The 25,671-nt window shown below is 42.1% G+C and carries 17 protein-coding genes; 4 read left to right on the forward strand and 13 right to left on the reverse strand.

Going from position 1 to position 25,671, the window contains the following annotated elements:
- Nucleotides 1–8: 8 nt before the first annotated feature.
- The 6 genes from GLO7428_RS20450 to GLO7428_RS20475 all read right to left on the reverse strand — a co-directional run bounded on the left by GLO7428_RS20450 (nt 9) and on the right by GLO7428_RS20475 (nt 9,798).
- On the reverse strand, nt 9–2,315 hold the full coding sequence (locus GLO7428_RS20450) for a hypothetical protein (protein WP_015190487.1): 2,307 nt from the start codon (nt 2,313–2,315) through the stop codon (nt 9–11).
- Nucleotides 2,316–2,403: 88 nt separating this feature from the next.
- Entirely contained in the window at nt 2,404–2,973 is a 570-nt protein-coding gene (locus tag GLO7428_RS20455) for a hypothetical protein (RefSeq protein WP_015190488.1), read from the reverse strand.
- A gap of 185 nt (nt 2,974–3,158) precedes the next feature.
- Complete coding sequence (locus tag GLO7428_RS20460; RefSeq protein WP_015190489.1) at nt 3,159–3,932, reverse strand: class I SAM-dependent methyltransferase; 774 nt, start codon at nt 3,930–3,932, stop codon at nt 3,159–3,161.
- Between the two features lie 99 nt (nt 3,933–4,031).
- The gene (locus tag GLO7428_RS27470) at nt 4,032–7,514 is read right to left on the reverse strand and encodes a glycosyltransferase (protein ID WP_015190490.1); all 3,483 of its coding nucleotides are present in this window, start codon (nt 7,512–7,514) and stop codon (nt 4,032–4,034) included.
- A 13-nt stretch (nt 7,515–7,527) separates the two neighbouring features.
- Entirely contained in the window at nt 7,528–8,880 is a 1,353-nt protein-coding gene (locus GLO7428_RS20470; protein WP_015190491.1) for an ABC transporter ATP-binding protein, read from the reverse strand.
- A 63-nt stretch (nt 8,881–8,943) separates the two neighbouring features.
- On the reverse strand, nt 8,944–9,798 hold the full coding sequence (locus GLO7428_RS20475; protein ID WP_015190492.1) for an ABC transporter permease: 855 nt from the start codon (nt 9,796–9,798) through the stop codon (nt 8,944–8,946).
- A gap of 387 nt (nt 9,799–10,185) precedes the next feature.
- Here GLO7428_RS20475 and GLO7428_RS20480 point away from each other — a divergent pair, with 387 nt between their 5' ends.
- The 3 genes from GLO7428_RS20480 to chlG all read left to right on the forward strand — a co-directional run bounded on the left by GLO7428_RS20480 (nt 10,186) and on the right by chlG (nt 12,647).
- Entirely contained in the window at nt 10,186–10,380 is a 195-nt protein-coding gene (locus tag GLO7428_RS20480) for a DUF2862 domain-containing protein (protein WP_015190493.1), read from the forward strand.
- An 84-nt stretch (nt 10,381–10,464) separates the two neighbouring features.
- Nucleotides 10,465–11,568 carry an ArsA family ATPase gene (locus GLO7428_RS20485; protein ID WP_015190494.1) on the forward strand — a complete coding sequence of 368 codons (1,104 nt, stop codon included), beginning with the start codon at nt 10,465–10,467 and terminating at the stop codon, nt 11,566–11,568.
- A 20-nt stretch (nt 11,569–11,588) separates the two neighbouring features.
- The gene (chlG, locus tag GLO7428_RS20490) at nt 11,589–12,647 is read left to right on the forward strand and encodes a chlorophyll synthase ChlG (RefSeq protein WP_015190495.1); all 1,059 of its coding nucleotides are present in this window, start codon (nt 11,589–11,591) and stop codon (nt 12,645–12,647) included.
- Between the two features lie 202 nt (nt 12,648–12,849).
- On the opposite strand, the gene GLO7428_RS20495 is transcribed toward chlG, so the two are convergent.
- The 3 genes from GLO7428_RS20495 to GLO7428_RS20505 form a co-directional block, all read right to left on the reverse strand.
- On the reverse strand, nt 12,850–13,089 hold the full coding sequence (locus GLO7428_RS20495) for a hypothetical protein (protein WP_015190496.1): 240 nt from the start codon (nt 13,087–13,089) through the stop codon (nt 12,850–12,852).
- A gap of 65 nt (nt 13,090–13,154) precedes the next feature.
- On the reverse strand, nt 13,155–14,993 hold the full coding sequence (gene sppA / locus GLO7428_RS20500) for a signal peptide peptidase SppA (RefSeq protein ID WP_015190497.1): 1,839 nt from the start codon (nt 14,991–14,993) through the stop codon (nt 13,155–13,157).
- A gap of 155 nt (nt 14,994–15,148) precedes the next feature.
- Nucleotides 15,149–16,411, reverse strand: coding sequence for a peptidoglycan DD-metalloendopeptidase family protein (locus GLO7428_RS20505; RefSeq protein WP_015190498.1), 1,263 nt, complete (start codon nt 16,409–16,411; stop codon nt 15,149–15,151).
- Between the two features lie 329 nt (nt 16,412–16,740).
- On the opposite strand from GLO7428_RS20505, the gene pgeF reads away from it, so the two are divergent.
- Nucleotides 16,741–17,514 (forward strand): peptidoglycan editing factor PgeF, encoded by a 774-nt coding sequence (gene pgeF / locus GLO7428_RS20510; protein ID WP_041919397.1) that lies wholly within the window; start codon nt 16,741–16,743, stop codon nt 17,512–17,514.
- A gap of 1,040 nt (nt 17,515–18,554) precedes the next feature.
- On the opposite strand, the gene GLO7428_RS20515 is transcribed toward pgeF, so the two are convergent.
- The 4 genes from GLO7428_RS20515 to GLO7428_RS20530 form a co-directional block, all read right to left on the reverse strand.
- Nucleotides 18,555–18,890 carry a hypothetical protein gene (locus GLO7428_RS20515; RefSeq protein ID WP_015190501.1) on the reverse strand — a complete coding sequence of 112 codons (336 nt, stop codon included), beginning with the start codon at nt 18,888–18,890 and terminating at the stop codon, nt 18,555–18,557.
- A 353-nt stretch (nt 18,891–19,243) separates the two neighbouring features.
- Nucleotides 19,244–20,002 (reverse strand): tetratricopeptide repeat protein, encoded by a 759-nt coding sequence (locus GLO7428_RS20520; protein WP_015190502.1) that lies wholly within the window; start codon nt 20,000–20,002, stop codon nt 19,244–19,246.
- A 7-nt stretch (nt 20,003–20,009) separates the two neighbouring features.
- Nucleotides 20,010–25,091, reverse strand: a complete 5,082-nt coding sequence (locus GLO7428_RS20525) for a caspase family protein (protein ID WP_015190503.1) — start codon at nt 25,089–25,091, stop codon at nt 20,010–20,012.
- 183 nt (nt 25,092–25,274) lie between these two features.
- Nucleotides 25,275–25,550 carry a hypothetical protein gene (locus tag GLO7428_RS20530; RefSeq protein ID WP_015190504.1) on the reverse strand — a complete coding sequence of 92 codons (276 nt, stop codon included), beginning with the start codon at nt 25,548–25,550 and terminating at the stop codon, nt 25,275–25,277.
- Nucleotides 25,551–25,671: the final 121 nt, after the last annotated feature.

The following is a 25,671-nucleotide window of genomic DNA, read 5'->3' on the forward strand; positions in this document are numbered from 1 at the left end:
GTAAGAACTTACGATTTTCCTTCCACAGTCTTTGGAGAAGATGTAGGAATCTCATATAGTTTTTGGTCGGTGGCGTTGTATGCCCAAGCCCTAATATTTACACTCTGCTGCGGTGGCAAATTTAACTTATTGAAGTAAATATTCCACCCCGATGTTAGTGATTTGATATCCTTCAAGAATTCTACTACATCTGGTCTATATATAGAAGTCGATCCAATACTTAAAAGTTTTAAATCCGCAGGAGAATCAATTAAGTTATAAGTTAAAAAGATGGCATTTTCATGAGGAGTTTGAGTAGGTGGTAAAAAACTCCAACCCGAAGCCACAACATCAAGTCTATTATTACTCTCTAAAGTAGCTACGCTATCAAAAAAACCTACTGTACTATTTGGAATTGGTACTAATATTTCATTAAGCTTACTTTCGCTTCCTCTATAAATCCAAAACCAATTATCATGAATATATTTATATGGGCGATAGTTTTGCCAGATATATTGGTGAACTAAAAGATGTGAAGTTTCCTTAGCAACTCCATCTATACCATTGCCTAAAGATTTATTGGAGTACAATATAATCTCTGGTTTTTGTTGCTGTAAGTCTTTGACTAACTCCTGTTGACTACTAGTAGATGTTGAGTAAATAAGATACCAGTATTTAGAACAAGGTTTTAGTTGAAACATCCTGTACCAAATACCTTCAGAAGTAAGTGTATAAAAACATCTCTGTTTACTAAGATCTGCTTTCAATTGCTTTGCTGCTTCTTGATACTGTACGTTGATTAAGTCTGAGTTTGAACTAGTTAGTAATGATTGAGCTAAGGAAGGATAATTACGCAGATGAAAAATATCAGTAGCACTCGTAACAGAATTGAAGTTAATAAAACTACAAATAATCAAAAAAGCTGTAAGCGTAGTCAGCCAGTACTTTGTGTAAATGTTTCGTATAGGTGACATTTTAGCGATCGCTGCTATAAAACAAAACATAGAGAAAAATCCTGGAGAAATTATATGTCCTCCATCACTTCTCCCTAGGGCAACACGCATAAGTAAAATAGCAGCTAGTAGCAAGAAAATAGTTATACCATTTTCCAATAAAAATCCCCGAATTCTTTTACCAAGCCCAAAGCATTCTACACGGAGTTTAAGTAGAAGAATCGCAAGGGTTATAGATTGCAGAAAAATAGGTAGCCAATTCAGGATTTCATATATGTATATTCGTACTGTAGGGTATGGCAAAGAGGTAAATAATCCACTAACTCTTGACCAGTAAAGTATTTGACTTAAAGACGTAGGAATGAAATTAAAACCTAAAATAAGAGAAAATAATAAGCAACCTAGCAGGATTGACCCTAGAGAAGTTAAAAGGCTTTTTATAAAAAAAACTCTATCTCTTACAATAGCGATATATCCGAGTAAGCAAAAATAGATAACTATAAAATAAGTAGCACGGTCATAAACATAAAAAAGGCTAAGAGGTATTGAAAAACCAATTAATCCAGGATAAATAAAATTAAAATTATATTCAGTTTTTTTACTATTAGGATTAATTTCTGCTAGCAGGCGTAACCACCTAATAGTTAAAAACATTTGAAAGAAAAAGACTGTATCTCTATCTATAGGTGCTAATATGACATTATAAAGAGAAAAATAAATCAAACTTAATATAAATAATATTTTCCACTTATCATCTTTAGAAATATAAGTAGCTAATTCAAATAAAATAGCAAAAGAAAAAATAATTGCTAATAAGAATTGGCTATAAAGTACAAAGAAAGAAGCAGCGATATCTTTTTCGTACCCCCCTATATAAAAACCTATAATACCAGGTAAAACGTTTAATCCAAATCCATGAATCATAACATAGGCTTCATTAAAGAAAGCCTTGGAATTGGATAAAAAAGCCATAGATAAACCAATTTTTTCTCCATAATGAAAGTTATCATTAACTAAGCCAGGAGTTAGCATAGGCTGGGTTGCATTGAGTGTCCAACAACCTATTAGGACTAATAATATAAGAGGTAGGTACCTTTTGCTTTGAAACAAATTAAGCAATACTCCTTTTATAGGTTGAATTTTAATTTTAAATTTTGTTTTGTTATTAATTAGTGTATCTACCAGTAAAATCAATAAACTTGGGGTGAGAAATAAGACAAGATAAATTGCAATATTAGTAAAAGGATTTCTTCCTTCTATCACCACCCTAGAAACAACTCCATAAGTTTTTACTAGCTGAAGATTTAAAGAATTAGCAAAAGGTAATAAAACCCACCAACAGACAAGAGTTATTAAAAAGAGATATAGAAGTTTTTTAACCATATAAAACAACTGAGTATGATATTAGATATGCGTGTAATAAATCGTTTTCTTTTTTTAGAGTCATAAATATTACTGATAAAAAAACGAATCATCTAATTATAATTTCGGGAGTATTAGTTAATTGTGTAGCCTCCCTAGCTTCAGAGTCATAAGCCCAAGCTTTAAGCGTTAGCGATTTGTCCGGTAAGGTAGAAGCATCTAAATTTATATTCCAGCCAGAATTAGCAAACGCAGAATTGTTTAAAACTTTGGCGACATCTGGTCTTTCTACATTTACTGGAGCGACTGCAACTACAGCATTGTTGTCTCCATATGTAATAATGACGTTATCTGCTGGTCTTCCTTTGTTAGCAAGAATAGCCCACCCGTAGATATTTATAGGCTCAGTTCCAGATACTTCTATTCGCGAAGCATTGGAACCATTGACACCATCGAAGAAGCCTTGCGCACCTGTGGAAGTTGTTCTAAAATTAATCTCTCCTACGTTAGTTACTCCAGGAATACTGACCCCAGCAGGTAGTTTAGTTGTTTGTGGCGGTGGGCTGGTTGCATCTGGAGGTATCGTCGTGGTTTGATTAGCAGGAGCGCAAGCAGCTAAGACAATAGTTGCGATCGCGCTTAAAGAGGTTATATGTAGCGACTTTTGAATTCTAATCATAATTTCCTTTTCTACCTAGCAAATTGGTTATGGCTATGAAAATGACGCTCCAAATCATTTTTTCAGACCACCAAGTTGATAAAGTAGGTATACAAAAAGTGCTTAGATTGCTAAAAAGTTTACTACATAACTTGCTAAAATTCTCTTTTCGCACACAAAATAAGATATATTTATTTTTTTGATACCTACTCGCTTGACTTGCGGATAATTACAATAAATTCCATTTGATTTTTTTGCAGCAGTTCGAGTTCAATCGGTAGAGATAAAGAATTTCGGCAGTATAGTAATAATTCTAAAAATTCTATTTGTGTCCAAACATGAAAATGGATACTGTAGTTGATGTTCAGCAGATTTTTTGCTCTAGTCGTAATGTCGCTATCCGCAGCTTTTTCAACAAGTCTAGCCCATTCTTCGTAGTGAAGCTTCTCTGACCAACTTCCGCCTTCTTCATAGTCGCGAATGATGTGTTCTAATGGCGTTATTGGGCGATCGCAGTCGAATGTATAGCGTTTATCTGGTACAGCCATATATATGACTCCACCAGGTTTTAAAACTCTTAACCAATTTTCTAAAGAAAATATTGGATTCTGACAATGTTCGATAACATGATTAGCAATGACAAAATCTAGCGACGCATCGGGTATAGAAGTAAGCTTTTCACCGTCATCAATAATATCTGGCTCAACTAAGTTGTAGGCTGCTAACTCTGGGTATTGTTGTCTTAACTGATCGACAGTAATTCTATCGACATAATGGACTTCTACTGTATTGGGAACTGGTAGAGGTGAATGTAAAGCACCTATTTCAATACCTGTACCAGTTAAATATTTAGTGGCAATTTGGCGACGTAAGTCTTTGTCTACATTAGCCGTATCACTTGGTAGTTTTCTATTTGATAAAAGGAAGTTAAGCTTACGTGCTAATGTGCTAACCGAGCTATTCACTACCTTCAGTTTCATTTATGACTCGACTTTATTGAGTATTTAGCATAAAGACTGCTGCCAAGCAAGATAACTGAAATTGAGATTTGATTTTGTCTGTGCGTTTACATTACAAAGCTATACATTAATACCGTAATCTTCGCGATCGCGCGTCAAGTTGGGGCTATAACAAGGATCGTTATCAATAAATTTTCGCCATTTGCTCAGTAGATAATCCGCCTCTTTGCGGAGTCTAGCCATTTTTTCGGGAGTATCTTCGTAGCCTCTACTTTTAGATTCGTAGTGGTACAAAACAACGTGAGGTAAATAAACATTTTTGTAGCCTAAATTGCTCATTTTTAGACATAGATCGATATCGTTGTAAGCAACAGCTAAAGTTTCATCAAATCCACCGATTTCTGCGAAAACTTCGCGCCGACACATCAAACACGCGCCAGTAATCGCCGAATAGTTATTAATCGTTTTTACCTGACACACATAACCAGGTGTAGTTGCTGGAAAATGTCGATGGCTATGCGCCGCAACACCGCCTAACCCTAATACGACACCAGCGTGTTGAATCGAATTATCTGGATACAACAATAGCGCGCCTACTGCGCCAATTGATGCTCTTTGAGCTTGTTCTACCATTGCTTCGAGCCAGTCTGGCGTGACGACTTCAGTATCGTTATTTAAGAATAGTAAATAATCTCCTTCGGCTTTACTCGCCGCGTAGTTATTCAGATGAGAATAGTTAAAAGGAATATCAAGTGGATAACACTTGAAACGTTCTGGTTGTCGGTCTAACCATTGTGAAATAATTTTTAAAGTCTTTTCTTCGGTGCTGCCGTTGTCTATGACAATAACTTCGTAGTTAGGATAAGTACTTTTTTGAAAAATTGATTCTAGACATTTATTTAAAATCGTGCCGAGGTTGCGCGTGGGAATAATAATACTAACTCGCTTGTAGTGAGAAATTTCGTACCGTACGCTATAGTTTCCAGGAAATTCAGGAATTCCAGTTACCCTTCCTGGTTCATGGCGTCGCGTTAACGCTTCCGCGATCGCTTTTTCGGCGGCTATATGTGCATACGATTTAACACTGGCTACACCCGCTGCGGTTGATTCGGGATGAACTCGCCAGTGATAAAGTATTTTAGGTATGTGAAAGATGTTTGTCGTTTTTTCCGTTAGCCGTAAAACTAAATCGTAATCTTGGCTACCTTCGTAACCGATGCGAAAACCACCAATTTGCTCAATCAGCGATCGCCTGTAAGTTCCCAAATGACACGTATACATTCGCGATAGAAACGAATCAGGACACCAATCAGGCTTAAAGAATGGATCTTGAAGACGATTTTGTTGGTCTATCTTATCTTCATCCGAGTAGATCATATCTGCTTGGGGATGCCGATTTAGCAGTAAAGCCATTTCATACAACGCATCTGGAGTTAGACAATCATCGTGATCGAGTAAAGCAATAAATTCCCCTGTCGCTAACTCTAGCGCCGAATTAGAAGCACGCGAGATATGACCATTTTCTTCGCGAAACACAACTTTAATGCGAGGATCTTGACGCGCATACTCTTCTAACACTGACTTAACATACGGTTTAGTCGAAGCATCATCAGCAATACACAATTCCCAATAAGGATAAATTTGCTCTAACACCGAAGCGATCGCCGCCCGCAAAAATTGTTCTGGCGGATTGAACACTGGCATAATCACGCTGATGATAGGCTTGTAGGGAAAGATTTCCACCGTTTCAGCCATTTTTTTTAAATCGGCTTCTCTGGGAAAATTCTTGCTTAACCAGCGCGCGTATTGTTCTTGATGCGGCGCAGCGATCGTCCCGACTTCAACAGTTGCGGGTGAAGTATCAAGCTTGTAGTAGATTTTCTTAGCAGCTTGTGAGAGGGCGTACCGCGTACCTTTGACACGCAACACTGCATAATAATGTTTGAGCCGTGATAATAAACTCATTGGTTTAACTTTGGCACTCGCAAAGCTTAGTAATGTCGCTTCGTGACGCGCCGCATTGTACGCCCAGGCTTGAAGCTGAATTTTTCCGCCTGGGAAATCGGTGAGATTGAGTGTCGCACTCCAACCTGATTTTTGGTAAGCAGGGTTACTGAAAGCTTGCGCGACATCTGGTCTTTCTGAATTAACCAAAGCAACTGCAACTAACTGACGATTTTTACCGTAGGTGATGATGACGCAATCTGCGGTTTTCTTCTCATCTGGCAAAATTGCCCAGCCTCTAGCAATGACAGGTGTTGTCTTAGGGACTTCGATTGCTGTCGGGTTGACACCATCGATACTATCAAAGCAGCCATTTAAGGTTTTTGGCGCAGCGTTGAATTTGATTTCCTTGAGATTCAGATGAAAATCGCTTTCAGTACTATTAACTGGTGCTGGTGTGATAGATTTTTGCATGGTTGGTAGACGATCAGTGCGCATTAATTGCTTGAAGCCAAACCACAGATTACGCAATCTCCAGAATTTACTACTCTCCATTGCATTGATAAGCGATCGCGATCGCACTAGATCAGCTTGCGTTTGTTTTAGCTGTGATTGTGAGTGTTCTAATTCCGTTTTTATTTGCGCAAGTTGTAACTGTGAGTGTTCTAATTCTTCGTGCTTTTGCTGCAATTGCGATCGCGCGTGCGCTGATTCAGCCTGCAATTGCTCAATTTGCCATTGCGATGTTTCTAGTTGGATTTGGAAGTGTTCAACTTCTGATTGTGCTTGCTCTAATTGTGATTGCGAACTTTCTAGTTCCACTTGAATATGCTGTATTTGCGATTGCGAATTCTCTAGTTCTACTTGCATATGGTGCAGTTGTGCTTGCGTTAACCCTAATTGCACAACAAGTTGCGAATACTGTTCGCTTAATTCTGTATATCTGCTTTTATGATCGCCTGGATAAGCTCGTAAGATAAATTGCAGCGTTTCCGTTTCTGCTTCTTGTTCTAATTTTTGAATAAGTTCGCTACTAAAATCTGCTTTGTTTAACTGCGGAATTAATGGTGTATCTGCAAAGATTGGCAGTTTTGTCCGCTCTAAAACATCAATTACATAACCTGTCTTTTCAAATAAATCTTCTACTGTTTTTTTTGTAAAAAATCGTAAATGGGTATTGTCTAAAATTCCCAATTCTGTATATTCAAATTTACCTTGTAGCAACGCCAACCGAATTGATCCGTGAGCAATGTTAGGAATAGAAGCAACAACAAATCCGTCGGAACTTAACAAATGCTGAGTTTCTTTTAGCACTCTCCACGGATCGCGCAAGTGTTCCAAAACATCGCCAAAGATTGCAACATCAAAACTTTGTGGCGGTAAAATTTCAGCAAGGTGAACGATATCTAAATCAGCAACAACAACTTGCTTGCAGTAGTGTTCGGCGATTTTTGCCGCTTCTGGATTGATTTCAACGCCTGTAACTTCACACCCCTGCTGTTGTAGTAATCGTGCAAGATAACCCGTAGCACAACCAAAATCGATAACTCGCTTGTTTTCTCCAACTAAGTAGTATATTTTTTTTAAACTATGATTATCATCTAAACTCTCTATAGTGATATTTTCAGCGGCAGGATAGTTTTTATGACTGAGATTCATACATTTTTCATGCCTATACTTGCACGGCGGACACGTTAGAGAAATTGCGGCTTACTTCAACTGACATCGGTAAATCGACTAACGCATGAATATTTTTACCCGTATCTGGGGGTAACACTTGAAAAACGAGGGCATTGTCGATCCAATCAAAAGTAACCGAAGTATAATCCTCTGAACCGGCAACGGTCACACTGTAAGACACAGGTCTTAATGGTAGTTTAAATTTAAATTGCACGGTGAGTTTCTCGCCTGGAGATAACTTGCCAATTTGGAGATTTTCCTCCCACGTGTTACTGCCAATAATTTCGTTACCATTCTTATCGCACACAAAAAAGCCGACGATACATCCTTGCAACGGCTCATAAACTGCCAAATCGATGAGCAGCGTTACCTCTTCATTAAAGTTAAAAACTAAATTGTCTCTAGAATATTCTCCTAAAGAGTTTAAAATTTTCACATCTTGAATTAAAGCCTTACGATTTCCTCGTCTATGCGGCTTGCCGTTGTTGCCGTTACGATTGGCGATGCTGCGAGTAAATTCGGGTGGGTCGCTTGAAATGCGATCGCTCATATCAAAAGCACCATGGCTTTCTAGCGGTGTTGGTTGTTCAGTATCATTAAGTAATCCTAGTTCTTCTCTGGTGACAAGTTTCATGTACTCGATAATCACGGCATTTGGCGAACCTGTCGTGTAAATTCTGCCTTCATGCAGCATCACGGCGGAGTTACACAACGTTTTGACTGCACCTGAATCGTGCGAAACAAACAGCGTTGTTACGCCAGAATCCATTAAAGCGCGCATCCGGCGCATACAGCGATGCTGAAAGACAACATCACCAACTGCTAAAGCTTCGTCTACAATGAGAACCTCTGGATAAACATTAACTGCAACCGCGAAGGCTAAGCGAACGAACATTCCACTAGAGTAAGTTTTGACAGGTTGATCGATAAAATCTCCAATATCAGCAAACCCAGCAATTTCGTCAAATTTTGCTTCAATTTCTTGATGGTTCAAACCTAACAAGCGCCCATTAAAAAAGACATTCTGTCGTCCAGTAAATTCTGGATTGAAGCCACTTCCCAGTTCTAAAAGTGCCGAAATCCGCCCGTTAACGGTAACTTGACCAGTAGTCGGTTGTAAAGTTCCAGCAAGAATCTGAAGCAATGTACTTTTTCCCGAACCATTGCGCCCCACAACGCCCAATGTTTGCCCTTTGGGTACTTCCAAGTTGATATCGCGTAATGCCCAAAATTCATCAGCCGAACTTTGATGAGGAAGCAAGATTTCCTTCAAACGATCGACTGGGCGTGCGTACCGTTTAAAGCATTTGGAGACATTATTTAGCGAAATTACGATTTCACCCATGATATTTATGCCGAAAAATGGCAACGAAAACAGTCAATGACGATTGTGTTTGTTTCCAGGATATTAGAGAACATCAGCAAATGCTGGGCGGAGTCGCCGATAGACAGTGAAGCCCAAACAAAAGACGACAAAAGACGCGATCGCCGCTACGCTTAATTCGCCTCCGTGTCTTAATTCTCCGACTAAAACCAAGTCGCGATAAACTTCGACGATCGCAGTCATCGGATTTAGCCAAAAAATCCATCCGCGCCACGCTTCGGGAATCAACGATGCTGGATAGATAATCGGCGTAGCATAAAACCACACGTTGATTAAAAGTCCGAGAGTTTGCGGTACGTCTCTCAAAAAAACCGTTAAACCAGCCGCAAGATATCCTAAACCAGCAGTGAGTAATAACTGTGGTATCCAAACAATCGGCAATAGCCAAAGCGTACTATGAACGACTTGTGATGCGATTCCCACTAATAAAATTAAAACAATGAGTCCCAGTGAGCTTTCGATAAAAGCCGAACAAATTGGTACTAAAGGTAATAGTGATAAAGGAAAGACAACTTTTTTAACTAAGTTCTGCTGCGCGATTACCGAGGTAGCAGCCGGAAAAAAACCATTGAGGAAAGCTGTCCAAGGTAATAACCCCGCAAACAACCACAAACCAAAAGTAATATTATTCTCAGGCAAGCCTCGGACACTCAGCCTAACACGCAGCACAATTGAGAAAACGTATGTATATATAAGTAACTGCGATAATTGATTTAACAAAGGCCACAAATTGCCTAAAATAGAACCTTTGTATTTCGCATCGAGATCTCGCTGGACAAGCGATCGCAGTAAGTCTAACTTTGCCCACCATTGCTTACTAACTGAGAATAAGCTTCTAGCGCCCGCTTTTCGGACAACGCCTTTGATTGTTTGTCGCAATTTTCACATCCTCGCCCACTACCGACACACCGTATTTGACACTAGGCTATCGAGCCATGTTTTGAAACGATTTTGCTTTAGCTTACCTCTTATCCTAAATAAATCAGGTAGTTCGCTTAGGTGCTACTAAGCACAAGATTGTATCGGAAATTTTCGATAACGCAATAGTTAGTTAAGATATCTAGCACATGAGAAGGGGTCATACCGTTTCACTTTTATGGACAGTAGAGGGGCAGAGGGGCAGAGGCGATTGTCTATTCATCCATAAGTATTTCTCTAAGTTGTGACTCTTTTAGAGTAAAAATCATCAAAATCTAGCGATGAACAGCGCTTGTCACCTAAGTTTCCGCTACACTGAGTCATGGTTCACTTGCGTTGTAAGTTGGAATGGAAATCGGACAACAAGTTAAGGTCTGCCGTTTAAGAGATCGAGTATCACCGCTGATTGTCAAACGTTTAGGCAAAATTGGTACGGTTAAAGGCTTCAAAATGCTTGATGGAAGTAACGTTGGTGTCGTCGTTCAATTTGAAGACCAGTTTGCGACTTGGTTTTTTGAAGACGAACTCAAAGTTATGCAGTAGGGGTGATACTGGGGGTAGCTGTCCCTAGCTATACATAACTAAAAGTTAACCCCCTCAAAGAAAAACTGCTAAGGAAACATTGTAATGGCGCTGATACTGACCTTTTTAGGCAAAAGTGGCAGCGATCGCCAAAAGATTGCGATCGCTGCTGCCAAAAAATTCGCAACCGAAGGAAAACGCGTCCTCTTAGCCGGACGAGATACCGGACCTGGGTTGAGTTTACTTCTCAATGCCTCGATGAGTTCAACACCGCAGCAAGTATCTCCCAATCTCGAAGCGGTGCAGCTTAAAACCTCTAGCTTGCTAGAACGTAGCTGGGAAGAGGTCAAAAAACTCGAGGCGCAATACCTGCGGACACCGATCCTCAAAGATGTCTACGGGCAAGAATTGCCCGTCTTACCAGGAATGGACAGCGCTTTGGAACTCAATGCGTTGCGCGAATACGATGCTAGCGGCAAATACGACGTTATCATCTACGACAGCAGTGGCGACTCGACCACGCTGCGGATGCTAGGAATGGCAGAAAGCTTGAGTTGGTATGTACGACGTTTTCGGCAATTATTTACGAATTCTGATTTGGGTAAAGCGATCGCGGACTCGCCGTTTATTCAACCGTTGATTAGCAGTTTTTTCAACGTCAACTGGACAGCAGATAACTTTGCGCAACCTACCAACCAAATTAATAACATCCTCGACCAGGGTAAAGCCGCGCTTGCTGACCCGAAGCGCGTTGCGGCGTTTTTGGTAACAACGAATGACCCGCTAGACATTACAAATGTGCGTTATTTGTGGGGTAGCGCGCAACAAATTGGTTTAATTGTGGGTGGCGTTATACTGCATTCGGCGGATACGACGCTTGCGAGTTTATCAAATGAATTTGACCCCTTACCTGTTACGGTTGTCACTGGTAGCACTTTTGATGACGAGCAACTGATGAACGCCTTGCCAGATTTTGCACAGCAGGCGCAGCAAGCTCCTAAACCAATCGAAATTGACGTTGCTACTGGTCAAGTCCGCCTATTTTTGCCTGGCTTTGATAAAAAACAAGTCAAACTGACACAATCAGGACCAGAAGTTACCGTAGAAGCAGGCGATCAGCGGCGGAATATCTTTCTACCTCCTGGTTTGAGTGGCAAACAAATTGCTGGTGCCAAATTTCAAAACAACTATTTGACAATATCTTTCTAGAAGCTGTCAAGTAAATTATTATGTCTAACTCAACTCCTCCACCGTTTCAGCCTGCTGATGAGGCACTCAACAAAACTCCAGATGCTGTAGATATTAATCCTAGTACCGCAGCACCGATCGCACCCGCTAATCGTAGCGCCAAAACACGGCAACTACTAGGGATGAAAGGTGCAGCGCCAGGAGAAACATCGATTTGGAAAATCCGCTTGCAACTGATGAAGCCGATTACTTGGATTCCCCTAATTTGGGGTGTCGTTTGTGGCGCGGCTTCGTCGGGAGAATATACCTGGACGTTAGAAAATGTCTTGAAAGCAGCAACGTGTATGTTACTCGCAGGACCTTTACTGACGGGTTACACGCAAACACTCAATGATTTTTACGATCGCGAAATTGACGCGATTAACGAACCCTATCGCCCGATTCCTTCAGGGGCAATATCTGTTCCGCAAGTTGTGAGTCAAATCTTGCTATTACTCGCTGCGGGAATTGGCTTAGCGTTTGTTCTCGATCGCTGGGTTGGTCACGACTTCCCGACAATTACGCTGCTAGCGCTGGGCGGTGCGTTCTTAGCGTATATCTATTCCGCACCACCGTTGAAACTCAAACGCAATGGTTGGCTAGGTAATTATGCCTTAGGTGCTAGCTACATTGCTTTACCTTGGTGGACAGGTCATGCGTTGTTTGGGGATTTGAATTGGACGATCGCGATTCTTACCTTGATTTACAGCATGGCTGGCTTGGGAATTGCGGTCGTGAATGACTTCAAGAGTGTCGAAGGCGATCGCCAGTTGGGACTCAAGTCGCTTCCTGTGATGTTTGGCGTCAACACCGCCGCGTGGATTTGTGTCGCGATGATTGATTTATTCCAAGCAGGAATTGCTGCTTATTTAATTGGCATTGGCGAAAATCTTTACGGCGCAATTCTACTACTGTTGTTGATTCCGCAGATCACGTTTCAGGATATGTACTTCTTGCGCGATCCGATCCAAAATGACGTTAAATATCAAGCCAGCGCGCAACCCTTTCTTGTTCTAGGAATGCTTGTAGCTGGGTTAGCGTTAGGTCATGCTGGGGTGTAGAAGAAGGGGTCAGAGGTCAGAGGTCAGGGAATTTTTAGCCCTCTGACTGAAGTCGGGGCTACCTTAAGTACAAACTTTTATGAGTAAGTCTACTCATAAAGTTCTAATGATGAATTATAGTCAGGGTAATTATAAAGGCTCACAACGGTTGAACTAACTACAATCTAGCCGCCCCTCTGATCCCTGACCTCTGACCTCTGTTCTAATCTTCGTGACGTAACTGCCATGCAGCACCAAATGCTGCACCTGCACCTGCAATAAAGCCAGTACTGATTCCTTGTAGCGTATTTGTTATAGGATCTTGAGTTAAACACTCAGTTGTGACCTGAGACGCTTTTAAACACTGTTTGCTTTCTGCCCAACTTGCAGTTCCTCCCAAAATGACTCCTGATGCACTGCAAGAAACAATTAGTAATACAAGGCGCTTGACTTTTCTATCCATAGATAGATGCTAAAAGTAATAAATTGTTGTAACTTCTCCTTAATTTACCACTGAAATTTGTAATTTCAATCTATTTCTAAATCAAAAAGTAAGCGAGCGTAGACATTCAAAGGATCGTTTATCGCGTGTAAGACGGCAATTTCTGCTTGAAGTTTCTGTAATTCAGATTCCAGCGGCACTGGAAGCGATCGCTCAAGCGGATAATCTTGCACCATGAGGCGAATTGGGCTGGCTAGCTGTGCCAAGAGTCTGGCTTCAAAAGTTCGTACTTCAGGATACTCTTGCAATTGCCAATCGTCGCCTAGCTTGGCTTGCGCGGCTGCGTACTGAATTGCAGTATCAATTCCACCGATTTCATCAACTAAGCCAATTTCTTTCGCGGCGACACCTGACCAAACTCGTCCTTGAGCTATTTCTGCGACTTTTGGTAACGGGAGTTTGCGGGCTTCGGCGACTCGATTAAGGAATATATCATATAATCGTTCGGCTGTGCGTTGCGATCGCGTGAGTTCTGGCGGTGATAGCGGACGCGCGATTGTTTGGCTATCAGCGTAGCGACCTGTTTTGACGCTATCCCAAGTAATACCATTGTCGTTAGCTAGCTGTTGGATATTAAAGCGCAGTCCAAAGACACCGATAGAACCTGTGACAGTGTTCGGTTCGGCAAAGATGCGGTTAGCATCCGTCGCAATCCAGTAACCGCCAGAAGCTGCATAATCACCCATCGAGACGACAACAGGTTTAACTTGGCGTGTTAGCTGCAATTCGCGCTGAATTTCCTCAGAAGCTGTTGCGCTTCCACCACGACTGTTTACCCGTAAGACAACAGCTTTGACTTGATTATCTTGACGCAGCGTGCGGATAATTCGGGCAAAGCGATCGCTTCCCACTTGTCCGGCGCTTCCTTGTCCATCAACAATCGCTCCTTCAGCATAAACAACCGCAATTTTGTTGCGCGAGTTGCGTGTGGTGCGCGTTTTCTCATCTAACTGCGCATAACTTGGTAAGCTGATTTGCCGAAACGTGCGGCTTTCTTGCGATTCCCCAGTTAATTGCTTTAATCGCTGTAAAACTTCATCAAAATAGCCAATTTGATCGACTAAACCACTTTTTTGCGCTTCATCGGGTAACAAAATACCTTGATTATCGGCGATCGCTTGCAGTTGTGATTTACTTACATTACGGCTGTTACTCACTGCATTTAGCCATTCTGTCCATAGATCGCTTAATAGGCGCTGTAATTGTTCGCGGTTTTCGGGGCTTAACTGCGATCGCGTAAATGGTTCAACCGATCCCTTAAATCTACCCACCCGAATGACTTGAACGCCAACACCATACTTCTCTAAAGCCCCAGCAAAGAAGACAGGTTGATTGCTCAATCCGCTGAGTTCCATCGCCCCCAAAGGATTCACAATGACTGTATTCGCGACCGAACTGAGGTAATAGTCTTTTTGTCGCCAGTCTGTATTGTAAGCAACAATTGTTTTTCCCGATGCACGGAAACGTTCTAGCGCTTGACGCACTTCTTTAAGCGTCGCAAAGCCAGCACTACTACTTGCTGTGGTACTGCGACTGCCATCAAGATACACGCCAACGATCCGACTATCTTGCTGCGCTTTTTCTAAAACATCCAGCACTGTGCGTAAACTAACGCGATTGCTTTCTTCACTGGATAACGCGCGTTGTAAAATTGCACCAGGACTTGAATTTGGTGGCGCGTCGGTAATATTTAAAGATAAATCAAAAACAAGGACAGATTGCTCTTTGAGTTGTGGTCCAGTATCTCGCGATGCGACTGCCACAAGTAACAACAGCAACCCACCAGTACCGATACCAACAAAGATTAATAATCCTAATATGGTTCCTACGATACTGGCAAAGGTTTGTTTAAAAAAGTTACGCATTAAAGAGGGGTCAGGGATAGAGAAAAACCTGAATCTAAACAGGTTGGATACTTTATTGAGTACACACCCTAGCAAAGACCGAGTTTATTTTAACGAAGAAATTGGGAATTAGGGTGATTTTCCGATCTCGGTCTGATCCCCGACCTCTCTTAAGTTTAGCTCCTATCTGACTCTTGTTGCGGCGCTTGAGCGGTTTTTAGCGCTTCTACAAGCTTCGTTAAAGCATATTCCAACTCAAAGCCAGGATCGCTTGCTACCCAGCCATCGGGTGTTAAATGCCGCGTTTCAAAGTGTAAATGCGGACCTGTAGAATTTCCTGTGCTTCCGACAAGTCCGATCACGGTTCCTTGTTTGACGCGTTCGCCTGGTTGGACGAAGATTTCGGATAAGTGACCGTAGAGCGTTTGTTGTGGAATATCCCAAGGTGTTTTGTCAGAACTCTTTGTGGGTTTTTCATGTTCGAGGACAACGGTTAAACCGTAGCCGCCTAAAAAGTTAGCGATCGCAACACTTCCTGTATACGCAGCTAAGACGGGTGTTCCTGTGGGCGCGCCTAAATCAGTTCCGGTATGGAAACGGCGATCGCCTGTAATCGGATGAATGCGCCAACCGAATAACGAGGTAATCGGCGCAGGGATCGTTAGCGGAAAGAGTAAACCCGTATTGCGAGTCCTCACTCCTTGCTGCTGCATCCGATTGTAGTAAGCTTGCGTGCTAGGCGAGACACTTTGATTCACAAGTGCGATCGCCTGTTGAATGTATGCTGGTGGTTCTTTGGCACCACTTTTTGTATAACTCGCGCTACTACCACGCACTGGCGACACACTTGCAATTTGAGTGCTTTTCGGTATTTGTGTCAACGCGCTATGCGATCGCGGGTTACGGATGGCAACATTAGTGCGTTGAGGTGCAGTTTGACAAACACTTGCAGCACTTTGCCCGTTACGGACAACGGCGCGACATCCTGTAGAGCGTTCTGATAGCACAACCGCACTAGGCGGCTCATAAGTTCTAGTCGCACCAATACTATAGCTTGTGGGGTCGATATGCGATCTACTGAAGTTTGGCGTAGAGTTAGCCGCATTTTGGCTAGTAGTTCGCGGTTTTTGTGCTGTGGGTGCAGTTGGTAGAATTGTCTGCGGGCGTTTTTGAGGAGTGGATGCGCGCGGAACCGCTGGAGTAGCAAGTTTTTGGCGTAATCTTTCTACTCTGGTTTGATGCGCATCTGCTGAATTGGTTGGGGAAGCGGTTGTATCTTCCTTGATAGGGACAACAATGCTATCGATACTTGCTTGTGCCGATGCTGGTTGGTGACTGAGGAGGCTAACTATACCAAGACAAGTCAAGCTTGGTAATAGCAGCGAACGCCGCCCAAAATAGGATGAAGGCGCGCTGGCGTTTTCGTTTCCCTGTTTCATTCATTCCTCTCAGTTGCTGTTAGTTCGCCTTGGTGGAAAATTATACTGGTTTGTCTCGTGTCAGGAAAGAGGGTAAGGTGCAAAGTCGTGAGGCTGCGTTGTCTGTAGCTGTTAGAATGGCTTGAACTGTTGCTGATTTAAACTCATTTTGATGTTGGGTGATAGGTAATGGGTAATGGGTAATGGGGAGTTACTCGTTAAGAGTGTTGAGTTATAAGTTACTTTCTTCAATTCAAAACTCAAAATTCAAAACTTTTCTAACCCAATTACCAGTTACCAATGACCAGCCTTTCGGTTACGTTTATTTCCACCCATTCACTTTATTATCGATGCATACTTGGCACTGGCAAACTTGGCAAGGCTTACCGTATCTCACTTGTAGTCTTTTGGAACCGTGGTTGCATGGTTTTTTTACTCAGCATTTTTGGTCGCGATCTCCCGCAGAACTCGTTAAGGTTCTGCACCCAACCGCACCAGCTTATCGGGTAAAACAAGTTCACGGCAACGTTGTTTTAACGCCTTCACAAATCAAAGAAGCAATGAACGCAGAAAATGACTTGCTACCACCGGCTGATGGTGTCGTCACAGAACAAGCTTGGCAATCAGTGTGGGTAGCCAGTGCTGATTGTACTCCGGTGTTGATTGCGGATTCTCACACTGGGCAAGTCGCGGCGGTACACGCGGGGTGGCGCGGAACAGCAGCTAAGATTGTGCCAGCGGCGATCGCGCGTTTGCAAGCGCAGGGTAGTCAGTTAGCCGATTTGCGCATTGCTTTAGGACCTGCGATTTCGGGTGCGGTTTATCAAGTTTCAACTCAAGTAGCGGCGCAAGTCGGAGCAAGTATTTGTGCTGCTAGTGCTGAGGAATTGATCGTAAATGCATTGCAGCGTTTGCCCGATGCGCCCATCCTACAAGATCCTGAACCAGAACGCGTGCGCCTAGACGTGCGACGCGTGATTGCGCTTCAATTAGAACATTTGGGAATTCACGCTGAACAAGTAGCGATCGCGCCTCATTGTACGTATCAACAGCCAGATTGTTTCTTTTCTTACCGCCGCGACCAGCAAAAAAAAGTTCAGTGGTCAGGAATTGTGAGTAGATAGCGACACTATTGCTTGTTAGTCTTGTATAATTTATCAAAGCTAAATTAATATTTCTAAGTAATAACCGAAGTTGTAGATTTCTAAAAAGTCTATGGAATCAGCACTTAACGGATACTTCGTATTTTCTTGGCTAATTTTTACAATATTTTTATAATAAATTGGCTTTAATTTGGTTAAGCTATAAGCATATTCAGGGATAACTAAATTAAACTCTATATACCGAACTAGACGCCTTTGGAGAATTACCTCTAGAGGCGTTTATAATTTGAGGATATTAACTAGTTTAAATAAATTTTTAAATTGAAAATACGAAGAGCTATACATCAACTAAATCAACTATCTTGGCAAAATATTTATGCAAATTAAATGCGTAATGTTGAGTATAGCCGTTTTGATCTGAGATTAATTTATTTTCGAGGCATTTTCTGATTGTTAGGCTAGCATAAAACTAATATCGCTTGCCGCTTCAGACAGCAATCATTTATCTCATGTGTTTTGCTAAAGATGGGGGTTTTTAGGTAACTCCTAATGCTAGAAGTCTTATAGTGCAAGGACATCAGCTAATCTAAGCAATGTTCTATGATCGCTAAATCCAAGTTGCAACTACCATGACTATTGTGATGAAAGAGGTAATGAATACTACTGTTTTGACTTCACTAATCTCTTTTTCAAAGATCATAGTATTTCCTTTGTAAACTGATACACTTGACTATTTCAGAATAAATAAAATCGCTGTATAAGTTAGCTGTAGAAAGTACTGAAAGTTATATGAAGAGTCAGTCAAGAGCCATCTCATACATAAGTTATTTTTGACGAAACAGTAAAAAAAACAGTCAATAAAATGTAATAAATAGCAAAAAATAGGAGAGTTAATGATTTAGTTGAATATTATATTAAGGTGTATAAAATACACGAAGTCAAGCGAACTTTTAAAGTTACAACTCGCTTGATGTAATATTTAAATTTAGCTCGGATAAAAATAGTTTTAACTTTTGGATGAAAAAACAGCTTATACTTATGTCTGATCCCTAATACATACCTCAGTGTTTCACTGCGATCTCTGTAGCAGATTTACCATTTGAGGAATTTGGTGATTCAAGATGAACTTCAGCGTGGGGAACATTCATTTGTTCAATATTTGTTGGGTTCGATGAGAGATTTTTGGAAGAAGGCGCAGGCATCCACAGTGCAAGGATACCTGTTACACAACTCCAATAGAGAGCAGTATTTTTTTCTTCATCAATATCAGTGCGGGCAAGCTGAAAAAGGCTAAAAACTAAAATAACGAAACTAAAGAAAAATTGAATGACAAATCTTAGCGAGTAGATGTCTCGAAAGGAAAATGGTTCTGATGTTGAACGAATTTTGTTATCCATAATAAACTTCCTCGTCTTCGGTTATGCTTAATCGATGAAACTTCGTGCATGAATCGCAGATGCCCTAGGATTGAAGTACTCTACAAAGGTAGACTTTGTTTATCTAGTAGCACTTTTGTACTACATTAAGATGGATAGTTGAGAATTTGCTTAAGAGCTACTACAAGTTTTCTAGAGAAATTACGCAAAAAGGGAAAATCTTGAGTCGATGCGATCGCACCTAGCACCAATTCTCTCAGTTATGTCGCTAGGGGTTAGTCACTTTTGCTTATCCGCAACTAACCAAATTTAATATAACTTCTTAATTAAAAATGACGAATAGGTTTCAAACACTGAATTTATTAAAATAGTTGCTAGCGCTGAATTTCTCTGATTTTGCGAACAGCTAGTTGGTGGTTGTTGGTATCTGCTTGAGTATGAAATAGTTCCGCAGCTTTTTGTAAATCGTTGATTGCGCCTAGTTTATCTCCACTGTTGTAGCGCGTTATACCGCGATGATAATGAGTCATGGCAAGATTGTATACTGAGCCTTGACGATTGCCTCGTAGTCGCGATCGCTCTGAGGAGGGCATTTGATTGAGGACTTGAATGGCTTGAGTATACTCTGCAATGGCTCCTGTTGCATCTCCACTATTTTCACGGTTCAAGCCACGTTGACGATAAAGTTGCGCTAGGTGGAGGTAAGGATCTTCGAGGAGAGGGTTAATCTTAATTGCTTGCGTGTAATCAGCGATCGCGCCTTGCAGATCTTGCGCAGCCAACCGCGCCGTACCACGATTGTTGTAGATTTGTGCATGACGGGGGTTGATTTTAATCGCTTGCGTGTAATCGGCGATCGCGCCTTGCGGATCTCCTAATGCTAAGCGGGCTAAACCGCGATCGTTGTAAGCATCGGTATGATTTGGATCGAGCTTAATTGCCTGCGTATAATATTCAATCGCGCCTTGCTTATCGCCTTCGAGTTGATCTTTGAAAACTCCTTGATGGTAATATTCCTCAGCAGTCATCGCTGCAAGTGGTGATTGCGCGTAGGTAGTCGGAATTTCATTTAATGCAGTAGTAATTCCGAAAAGTAAGCACGTTGTTAGTAAGGTTTTATGAAGACGGAACATAATACAGTTAATTTATGGTTTTGCAAAGGTGGCGATCGCTCGCATTGACATGAGAATTTGTTGTTAAATAATCACTTAGCCAATTGCAGCCTTGTGCAACTAATTGATTTAAATCGAGGGTCCACTGACGCACAGCGTTATCACTGCCAACCGCAACTAAATTTTTGCTATCGGTAGTAAATTTTACACCTAAACTCTGTGCTTTTACTGAAAAAGATCCTAAAAGTTGACCGTGAATATTCCACAATTTAATCGTAGAGTCGTCACTTGCGGAAGCAACAAGCTTGCCATCGGGGCTAAAGCTGACATCGTTAATCCAGCCACTATGTCCTTGCAGCGTAGTGATTAATTTACCATCGAGACGCCACAGCTTAACTGTATTATCGACACTTGCAGACGCGAGAAGTTGACCATCAGCGCTGAAACTAACATCACTGACAGCATCGTTATGTCCTTGCAGCGTGTTAAGTAATTTACCATTAACGCTCCACAGTTTTACCGTAGCATCTTTGCTAGCAGAGGCAACGATTTGGCTATTCGGGCTAAACGCGACATTATTGACCGCATCTTGATGTCCTTGTAGCGATCGCACTTCGCGACCATCACGCGTCCATAATTTTACTGTTTTGTCGTCACTCGCCGAAGCCAGTAAGTTACCATCAGGGCTAAAACTGACGCTATTCAGCCAGTTATTGTGTCCTGTAAAAGACTTCAAAACAACACCATCGCGACTCCAAAGTTTGATGATGTGCTGCGCGTCGATACTTTTGGCTTGAAGTTCAACAGTGTTTTCAGCAGCGGCAATGCTACCATCAGGACTAAAGCTGACTTGGTGAAAAATATCGTTATCTTCTTTTAGAGTTTTTGCCGCGTTAGCATTGCGGTTCCAGAGCGTTACAGTATTGTCACGGCAAACTAAAGCGATATCTTGCAGATTTGCACTGAAGCTGACACTAATCGTTTGCGGACATTCTTGGGCGACGATGGGTTTTTGTTCTATACTCCAAAGTCTTAGCGTGTTGTCTACTCCTGCGGAAACTAGCATCCCGTTGGCGCTAAAACTGACAGAATTGATAGGGGCGGTATGTCCTTTGAAAGTTTCTAGTTCTCGCTCGTGGTTCCACAACTTTACGGTAAAATCGTCACTTGCCGACGCTAATAGCATTCCGTTGGGGCTAAAGCTGACAGAATTGACAGGGGCGCTGTGTCCTTTAAGTGTTTTGAGTAAGTTACCTTCACGACTCCAAAGCGCAATTGTATTATCGCGGCTAGCAGTTGCAAGCATTCCTGCTGGGCTAAAACTAACGCTGGTTACTCCGCCGTTGTGTCCTTGTAGCGTTTTAATGAAAGTGCCATTTACGTTCCAAAGCTTGACGCCATCGTCACTTGCCGACGCTAAAGTTTGACCATCAGCGCTAAAACTGATGCTGTTGATTGGGCTAGTGTGGGCAAGAAGCGATCGCACTAATGTTCCATCTTGATGCCACAGTTTAATCGTCGAATCGTCGCTAGCAGCAATAATTTTACCGTCAGGGCTGAAACTAGTGACTTTTGCACCCTGTCCTGATAGCGTTTTAATTAAAGTTCCATTTACATTCCAAAGCTTGACACCATCGTCACTTGCCGACGCTAAAGTTTGACCATCAGCGCTAAAACTGATGCTGTTAATTGGGCTAGTGTGCGCAAGAAGCGATCGCACTAATTTTCCATTTTGATGCCACAGTTTAATTGTTGAATCGTCGCTAGCAGAAGCAATAATTTGACCATCAGGACTAATAGCGATCGCATTTACACTGTAAGCGTGTCCAGTAAAGCGATTGCGTTCTTGCATTGCGGACAGTACTTGCTGTAATGTACTTGCAGTTTTGATTTGCAGTTCGTACGGTACTGCTAAAGTTTGCTGTACTTGCTGTGCTGCTTTTATGCTGACGCTTAAAGCTTCTAATTGCTGGTTAGTACTTAATAGTGCCGTAGATAAAGAGTTTAAACTTTCAATTTGGATATTTTGGCGTTGTAAATACGCAATTCCTGCTAAGCCGCAAGCTGTAAATCCGAGAACACTCATTACCCCTGCGGTAAGTTGGGCGCGTTTAAGTCGGCGTTTTGTTTGCAAGTGTTGTTGTTGTCGGGCTTCTAAACACGCAGCGATAAACTGTTGCGTTTCTGGCGATAATTCATCCGCGCACTTAACGTAGATTTCTTCGGCTTCTGCGAGTCGCACGCCATGCAAGAGAAAATCAGAATGCTGTTGATTTTGCTTCCACAGTGATGCTGCTTGTTCGATTTGGCGTTGAACTTGTAAGCGAGTGCGGTTTTCTTCTAGCCACCAGCGTAAAGTAGACCAATGGCGAATTAAAACTTCGTGCGCGATTTCGATTGTGACTTCTTGTTTAAGCGTTGCTAAAGATACCTCCGGTGAAGATGCACCTCGGCTTTGTCCGATAGAGTGTTCATCGCAGTTAACGACGATTAGTTTAGCCGCAGTTAACGCTTGCAAGGTTTTTTCTACAAGCGGTGCGGGATATTTCGCCACCGTCATTTCTGACTTATTCACGCGTCGTCGCGTATCTTCGGTACCGTCTCCTAATTGCGTCAAAGTTAGAAAAATCCATTGGGCGCAAGCTTGGGCTTCGGGTTCGAGGCTATCGTAAACGGCTTGGGCTTTTTTTTCTAAAACGCCTTTGAGTCCGCCAATCTGCTGTTGATAAGATTGTAGTGTTAAGACTCCACTCTGGCGATGCAACCACAATTGCTCTAACACAAATTCAAGTAGCGGTAAATCTCCAGCCGAGTGCGGTAAATCTTGAAGGAGAACTTCGACTAATTCAGGTTCGACGTGCAATCCTACTTGCTGGGCTGGTTGTACAATGACTTGACGATAATCATCGCACGTCAAGCACGGTGGTACTAACACGCTTGCTTGTTGCAACACAGGTGCAAGCGATGGCGTTTCTAAACACGAATTGATAAAATCAGCGCGTAGCGTAATGACGAGTTTAAACCGATCTGCGGCATAGTTGACAGCACCGAGGAGAATGTCTAAAAATTGTTGGCGATCGCTACTCGCACTCAACGTAAATAGTTCTTCAAATTGGTCTACAACAAGAACAACCATCGGTTCGGGACGCGTTCGTAACCAGCGAACAAAACCTTCAACTCCTAGATGTAATAATCCCTCAAGTTGCAGTGCTTGATAAGCTTTTTCTTTTTCGGTTCCTGCATCTACAAGGCGCTGTACCAATGACAGCATTGGTTTTGTCCCTGGGCGAATACTTCCTAACCACCAAGATTCGCTTCCTGGAAATTGTTTACCTTGGCGCAATTGTGCCATTAAACCAGCTTGCACAACCGAAGATTTGCCACTTCCTGAAGCCCCGACAACAGCTAAAAAAGCACGTTGACTTAGTTCATTGATGAGTTTTTGCGTAAGTGCTTCGCGACCGTAAAAATACGGGGCGTCGGCTTCGCCAAAGGCTTTTAATCCCATGTACGGGCAAAGTCCTAAATCAAAGTCTTCGCTATCTCCACCACGCGAAACGATAACTCGGTTGGGTAAAACTTCGATGACACCTTGGACGCCTGATAGCCAGACATGAAGCGGAATGTTTGTTCCGGCAAGTTCTACCTGAAGTTGCGCAATCCACGCGGCGACGGGTAATCCCGTTTGAGGATCGGCGGTTGTCAAGGTTTGTAAAAGTGCTTGGGTAAATTGTTCGGGTGCGTCGAGGGGAGAAGCCGCTGCGATTAAGCATTGTCCGTGTTGGGGACCTAGTTGCAAATCTTCTACCCAATCTGCGAGTAAAGTAGCTCCTGGACAATCTAGCACGATGATTTGTTGCGCGATATGCGATCGCCGCAATTCTTGACGTAACCAAGACCGCGAAAGTCGCACGCCATCACCTAATACAAGCCAAGAATCGCCTTCGGTAGTTTCCTCGATGCGACCGCGTAAGTATAAAAATGCGGTGGTGATATTGGGGGATGAAGATTGTAGAAGATTGGGCGATCGCAAATATCCTTGAATCACATCGCGGACTTGTGACCATTCTTTTCCTGGTCGTGGCAAATACTCTAATTCAAATTTTCCGGCTTGGCGCAATACTTTACTCAGTTCTACAGTTGCTTGATAGCTTGCCAATCCATTAATGACTAATGCTTGTCGCGGATGCGCCGTACCGATACTTGCTGAACTCAGTCCTAAAATGAGTTCTCCTATTCCTTCCACAATCCGCTTTGGTGTTTGAATAGGGTATTCTGAATGAAGATTAGTTTCGCCACGGCTGCGCTTTTGCTGATTAATTAACCGCAGTTGTTGATTGGTTTTATCGACATGCTGCAACGTGCGATGATAGACGTACTTATACAATCCATCAACTTCTATCACGCCTTGAGCATCGGCGGCTTCTCCGCGTAAGCCTCGGATCAGAAAATAAGTAAATACTCCGTGTCCTAATTCGGGAAATTCCCACGATTGTTGACCTTGATCGCACGAAAGTAGTGCATAAAAACCTTTACTTTGTGTCGCGCGTTGTCGTAATAATTCAACAAGTTGGGAAGTAGGATTTTGCAATGGATTAGCATTTTCTCCTCTTGCTCCGATTAATGTCATTCCACCACTGTGACACGCATCGAGCCAGACAAGTTGTTGTGTTGCTGCGCATTCTCCTAGCATTCCCAACAGTTCTGACATTCCCCAACCTGTGTTGAGTAAATCATCTTTTCGGGTATCTGCTAAACATAAAACTGCTTGCTGCGTTTTTGGTTCTAGAAAACCATGTCCTGAAAAGTAAAACAGCACCGTATCTTGCGGGCGGGCAGCAGAAATAATATATTTCAAACTATTTTGGGCTGCGAATAATTCTGGTGTTAAAGTCGCAAAATCGTGATGAACAATAACTTCTTTATCAGGGAATTTTTGTGTTGCATCTGCTAGCGCCTCGGTTAAACCTTGACAATCTACTGCTGAATAGCGCAGCGTAGGTATGCCAGAATCGCTGTATTTGTTGATACCAACTAACAGAACCCAGAGTTTTGCTTTGCCGCTTTCTAGGTACATTGAGCGACTCGTACCCACACTGACTGGAGACATGGCTGTAACCTAAAGGCAATGAATTTAATTTGAAATAGATAAAATAGGGATATCTTTTATATACCGTTGATTTCCTAGGATTTACTGAAAATTTTTCTTAAGAATTATGTCAGGTTGTTTGCCAGAAATAAACTATATCAAAACGTTATAAAAAATATATTTTTGTAAGTTAATTTGTGCTGGTTAATAATTCATACATTGGCAAATTGAAACTGAGTTAGTAAGTGTAACAAACTCTTGACCAGAAATGAATTCGCTGTAGTCAGCTAAGTTATCGAGTCCTACAAGATTAAGGAGAATTTCAGTACCTAGCCAAAGTGTTGTTTTGAGTAATATCTTTTTCCAGTTAATTGCCATCACTGCACCACCTTGCAAACTCAAACAGTCCCTGTGTTGGAGGTTGTATTGAATCAATAGGGTTGCTTTGGTTGGTTTATGCAGCTTGGCGACTGAAGTCACCGCTAAATAAAGGAAGTCTACCTTCGTGGACTAATGGCAATGATCTTGTTTATAGAATGCTTGCTTGTCTAATTAGCTGTGGTTTATAACCTTTGTGGAACTAACGTTCATTTAGATGATG

The organism is Gloeocapsa sp. PCC 7428, from assembly GCF_000317555.1.
Taxonomy (GTDB): Bacteria; Cyanobacteriota; Cyanobacteriia; order Cyanobacteriales; family Chroococcidiopsidaceae; genus Chroogloeocystis.

What these genes read in the sequence shown, in the direction of transcription:
- GLO7428_RS20450 (WP_015190487.1), bottom strand. Translation starts at nt 2,315, where the DNA reads ATGGTTAAAAAACTTCTATATCTCTTTTTAATAACTCTTGTCTGTTGG.
- GLO7428_RS20455 (WP_015190488.1), bottom strand. Translation starts at nt 2,973, where the DNA reads ATGATTAGAATTCAAAAGTCGCTACATATAACCTCTTTAAGCGCGATC.
- GLO7428_RS20460 (WP_015190489.1), bottom strand. Translation starts at nt 3,932, where the DNA reads ATGAAACTGAAGGTAGTGAATAGCTCGGTTAGCACATTAGCACGTAAG.
- GLO7428_RS27470 (WP_015190490.1), bottom strand. Translation starts at nt 7,514, where the DNA reads ATGAATCTCAGTCATAAAAACTATCCTGCCGCTGAAAATATCACTATA.
- GLO7428_RS20470 (WP_015190491.1), bottom strand. Translation starts at nt 8,880, where the DNA reads ATGGGTGAAATCGTAATTTCGCTAAATAATGTCTCCAAATGCTTTAAA.
- GLO7428_RS20480 (WP_015190493.1), top strand. Translation starts at nt 10,186, where the DNA reads ATGGAAATCGGACAACAAGTTAAGGTCTGCCGTTTAAGAGATCGAGTA.
- GLO7428_RS20485 (WP_015190494.1), top strand. Translation starts at nt 10,465, where the DNA reads ATGGCGCTGATACTGACCTTTTTAGGCAAAAGTGGCAGCGATCGCCAA.
- chlG (WP_015190495.1), top strand. Translation starts at nt 11,589, where the DNA reads ATGTCTAACTCAACTCCTCCACCGTTTCAGCCTGCTGATGAGGCACTC.
- GLO7428_RS20495 (WP_015190496.1), bottom strand. Translation starts at nt 13,089, where the DNA reads ATGGATAGAAAAGTCAAGCGCCTTGTATTACTAATTGTTTCTTGCAGT.
- sppA (WP_015190497.1), bottom strand. Translation starts at nt 14,993, where the DNA reads ATGCGTAACTTTTTTAAACAAACCTTTGCCAGTATCGTAGGAACCATA.
- GLO7428_RS20505 (WP_015190498.1), bottom strand. Translation starts at nt 16,411, where the DNA reads ATGAAACAGGGAAACGAAAACGCCAGCGCGCCTTCATCCTATTTTGGG.
- pgeF (WP_041919397.1), top strand. Translation starts at nt 16,741, where the DNA reads ATGCATACTTGGCACTGGCAAACTTGGCAAGGCTTACCGTATCTCACT.
- GLO7428_RS20515 (WP_015190501.1), bottom strand. Translation starts at nt 18,890, where the DNA reads ATGGATAACAAAATTCGTTCAACATCAGAACCATTTTCCTTTCGAGAC.
- GLO7428_RS20520 (WP_015190502.1), bottom strand. Translation starts at nt 20,002, where the DNA reads ATGTTCCGTCTTCATAAAACCTTACTAACAACGTGCTTACTTTTCGGA.
- GLO7428_RS20525 (WP_015190503.1), bottom strand. Translation starts at nt 25,091, where the DNA reads ATGTCTCCAGTCAGTGTGGGTACGAGTCGCTCAATGTACCTAGAAAGC.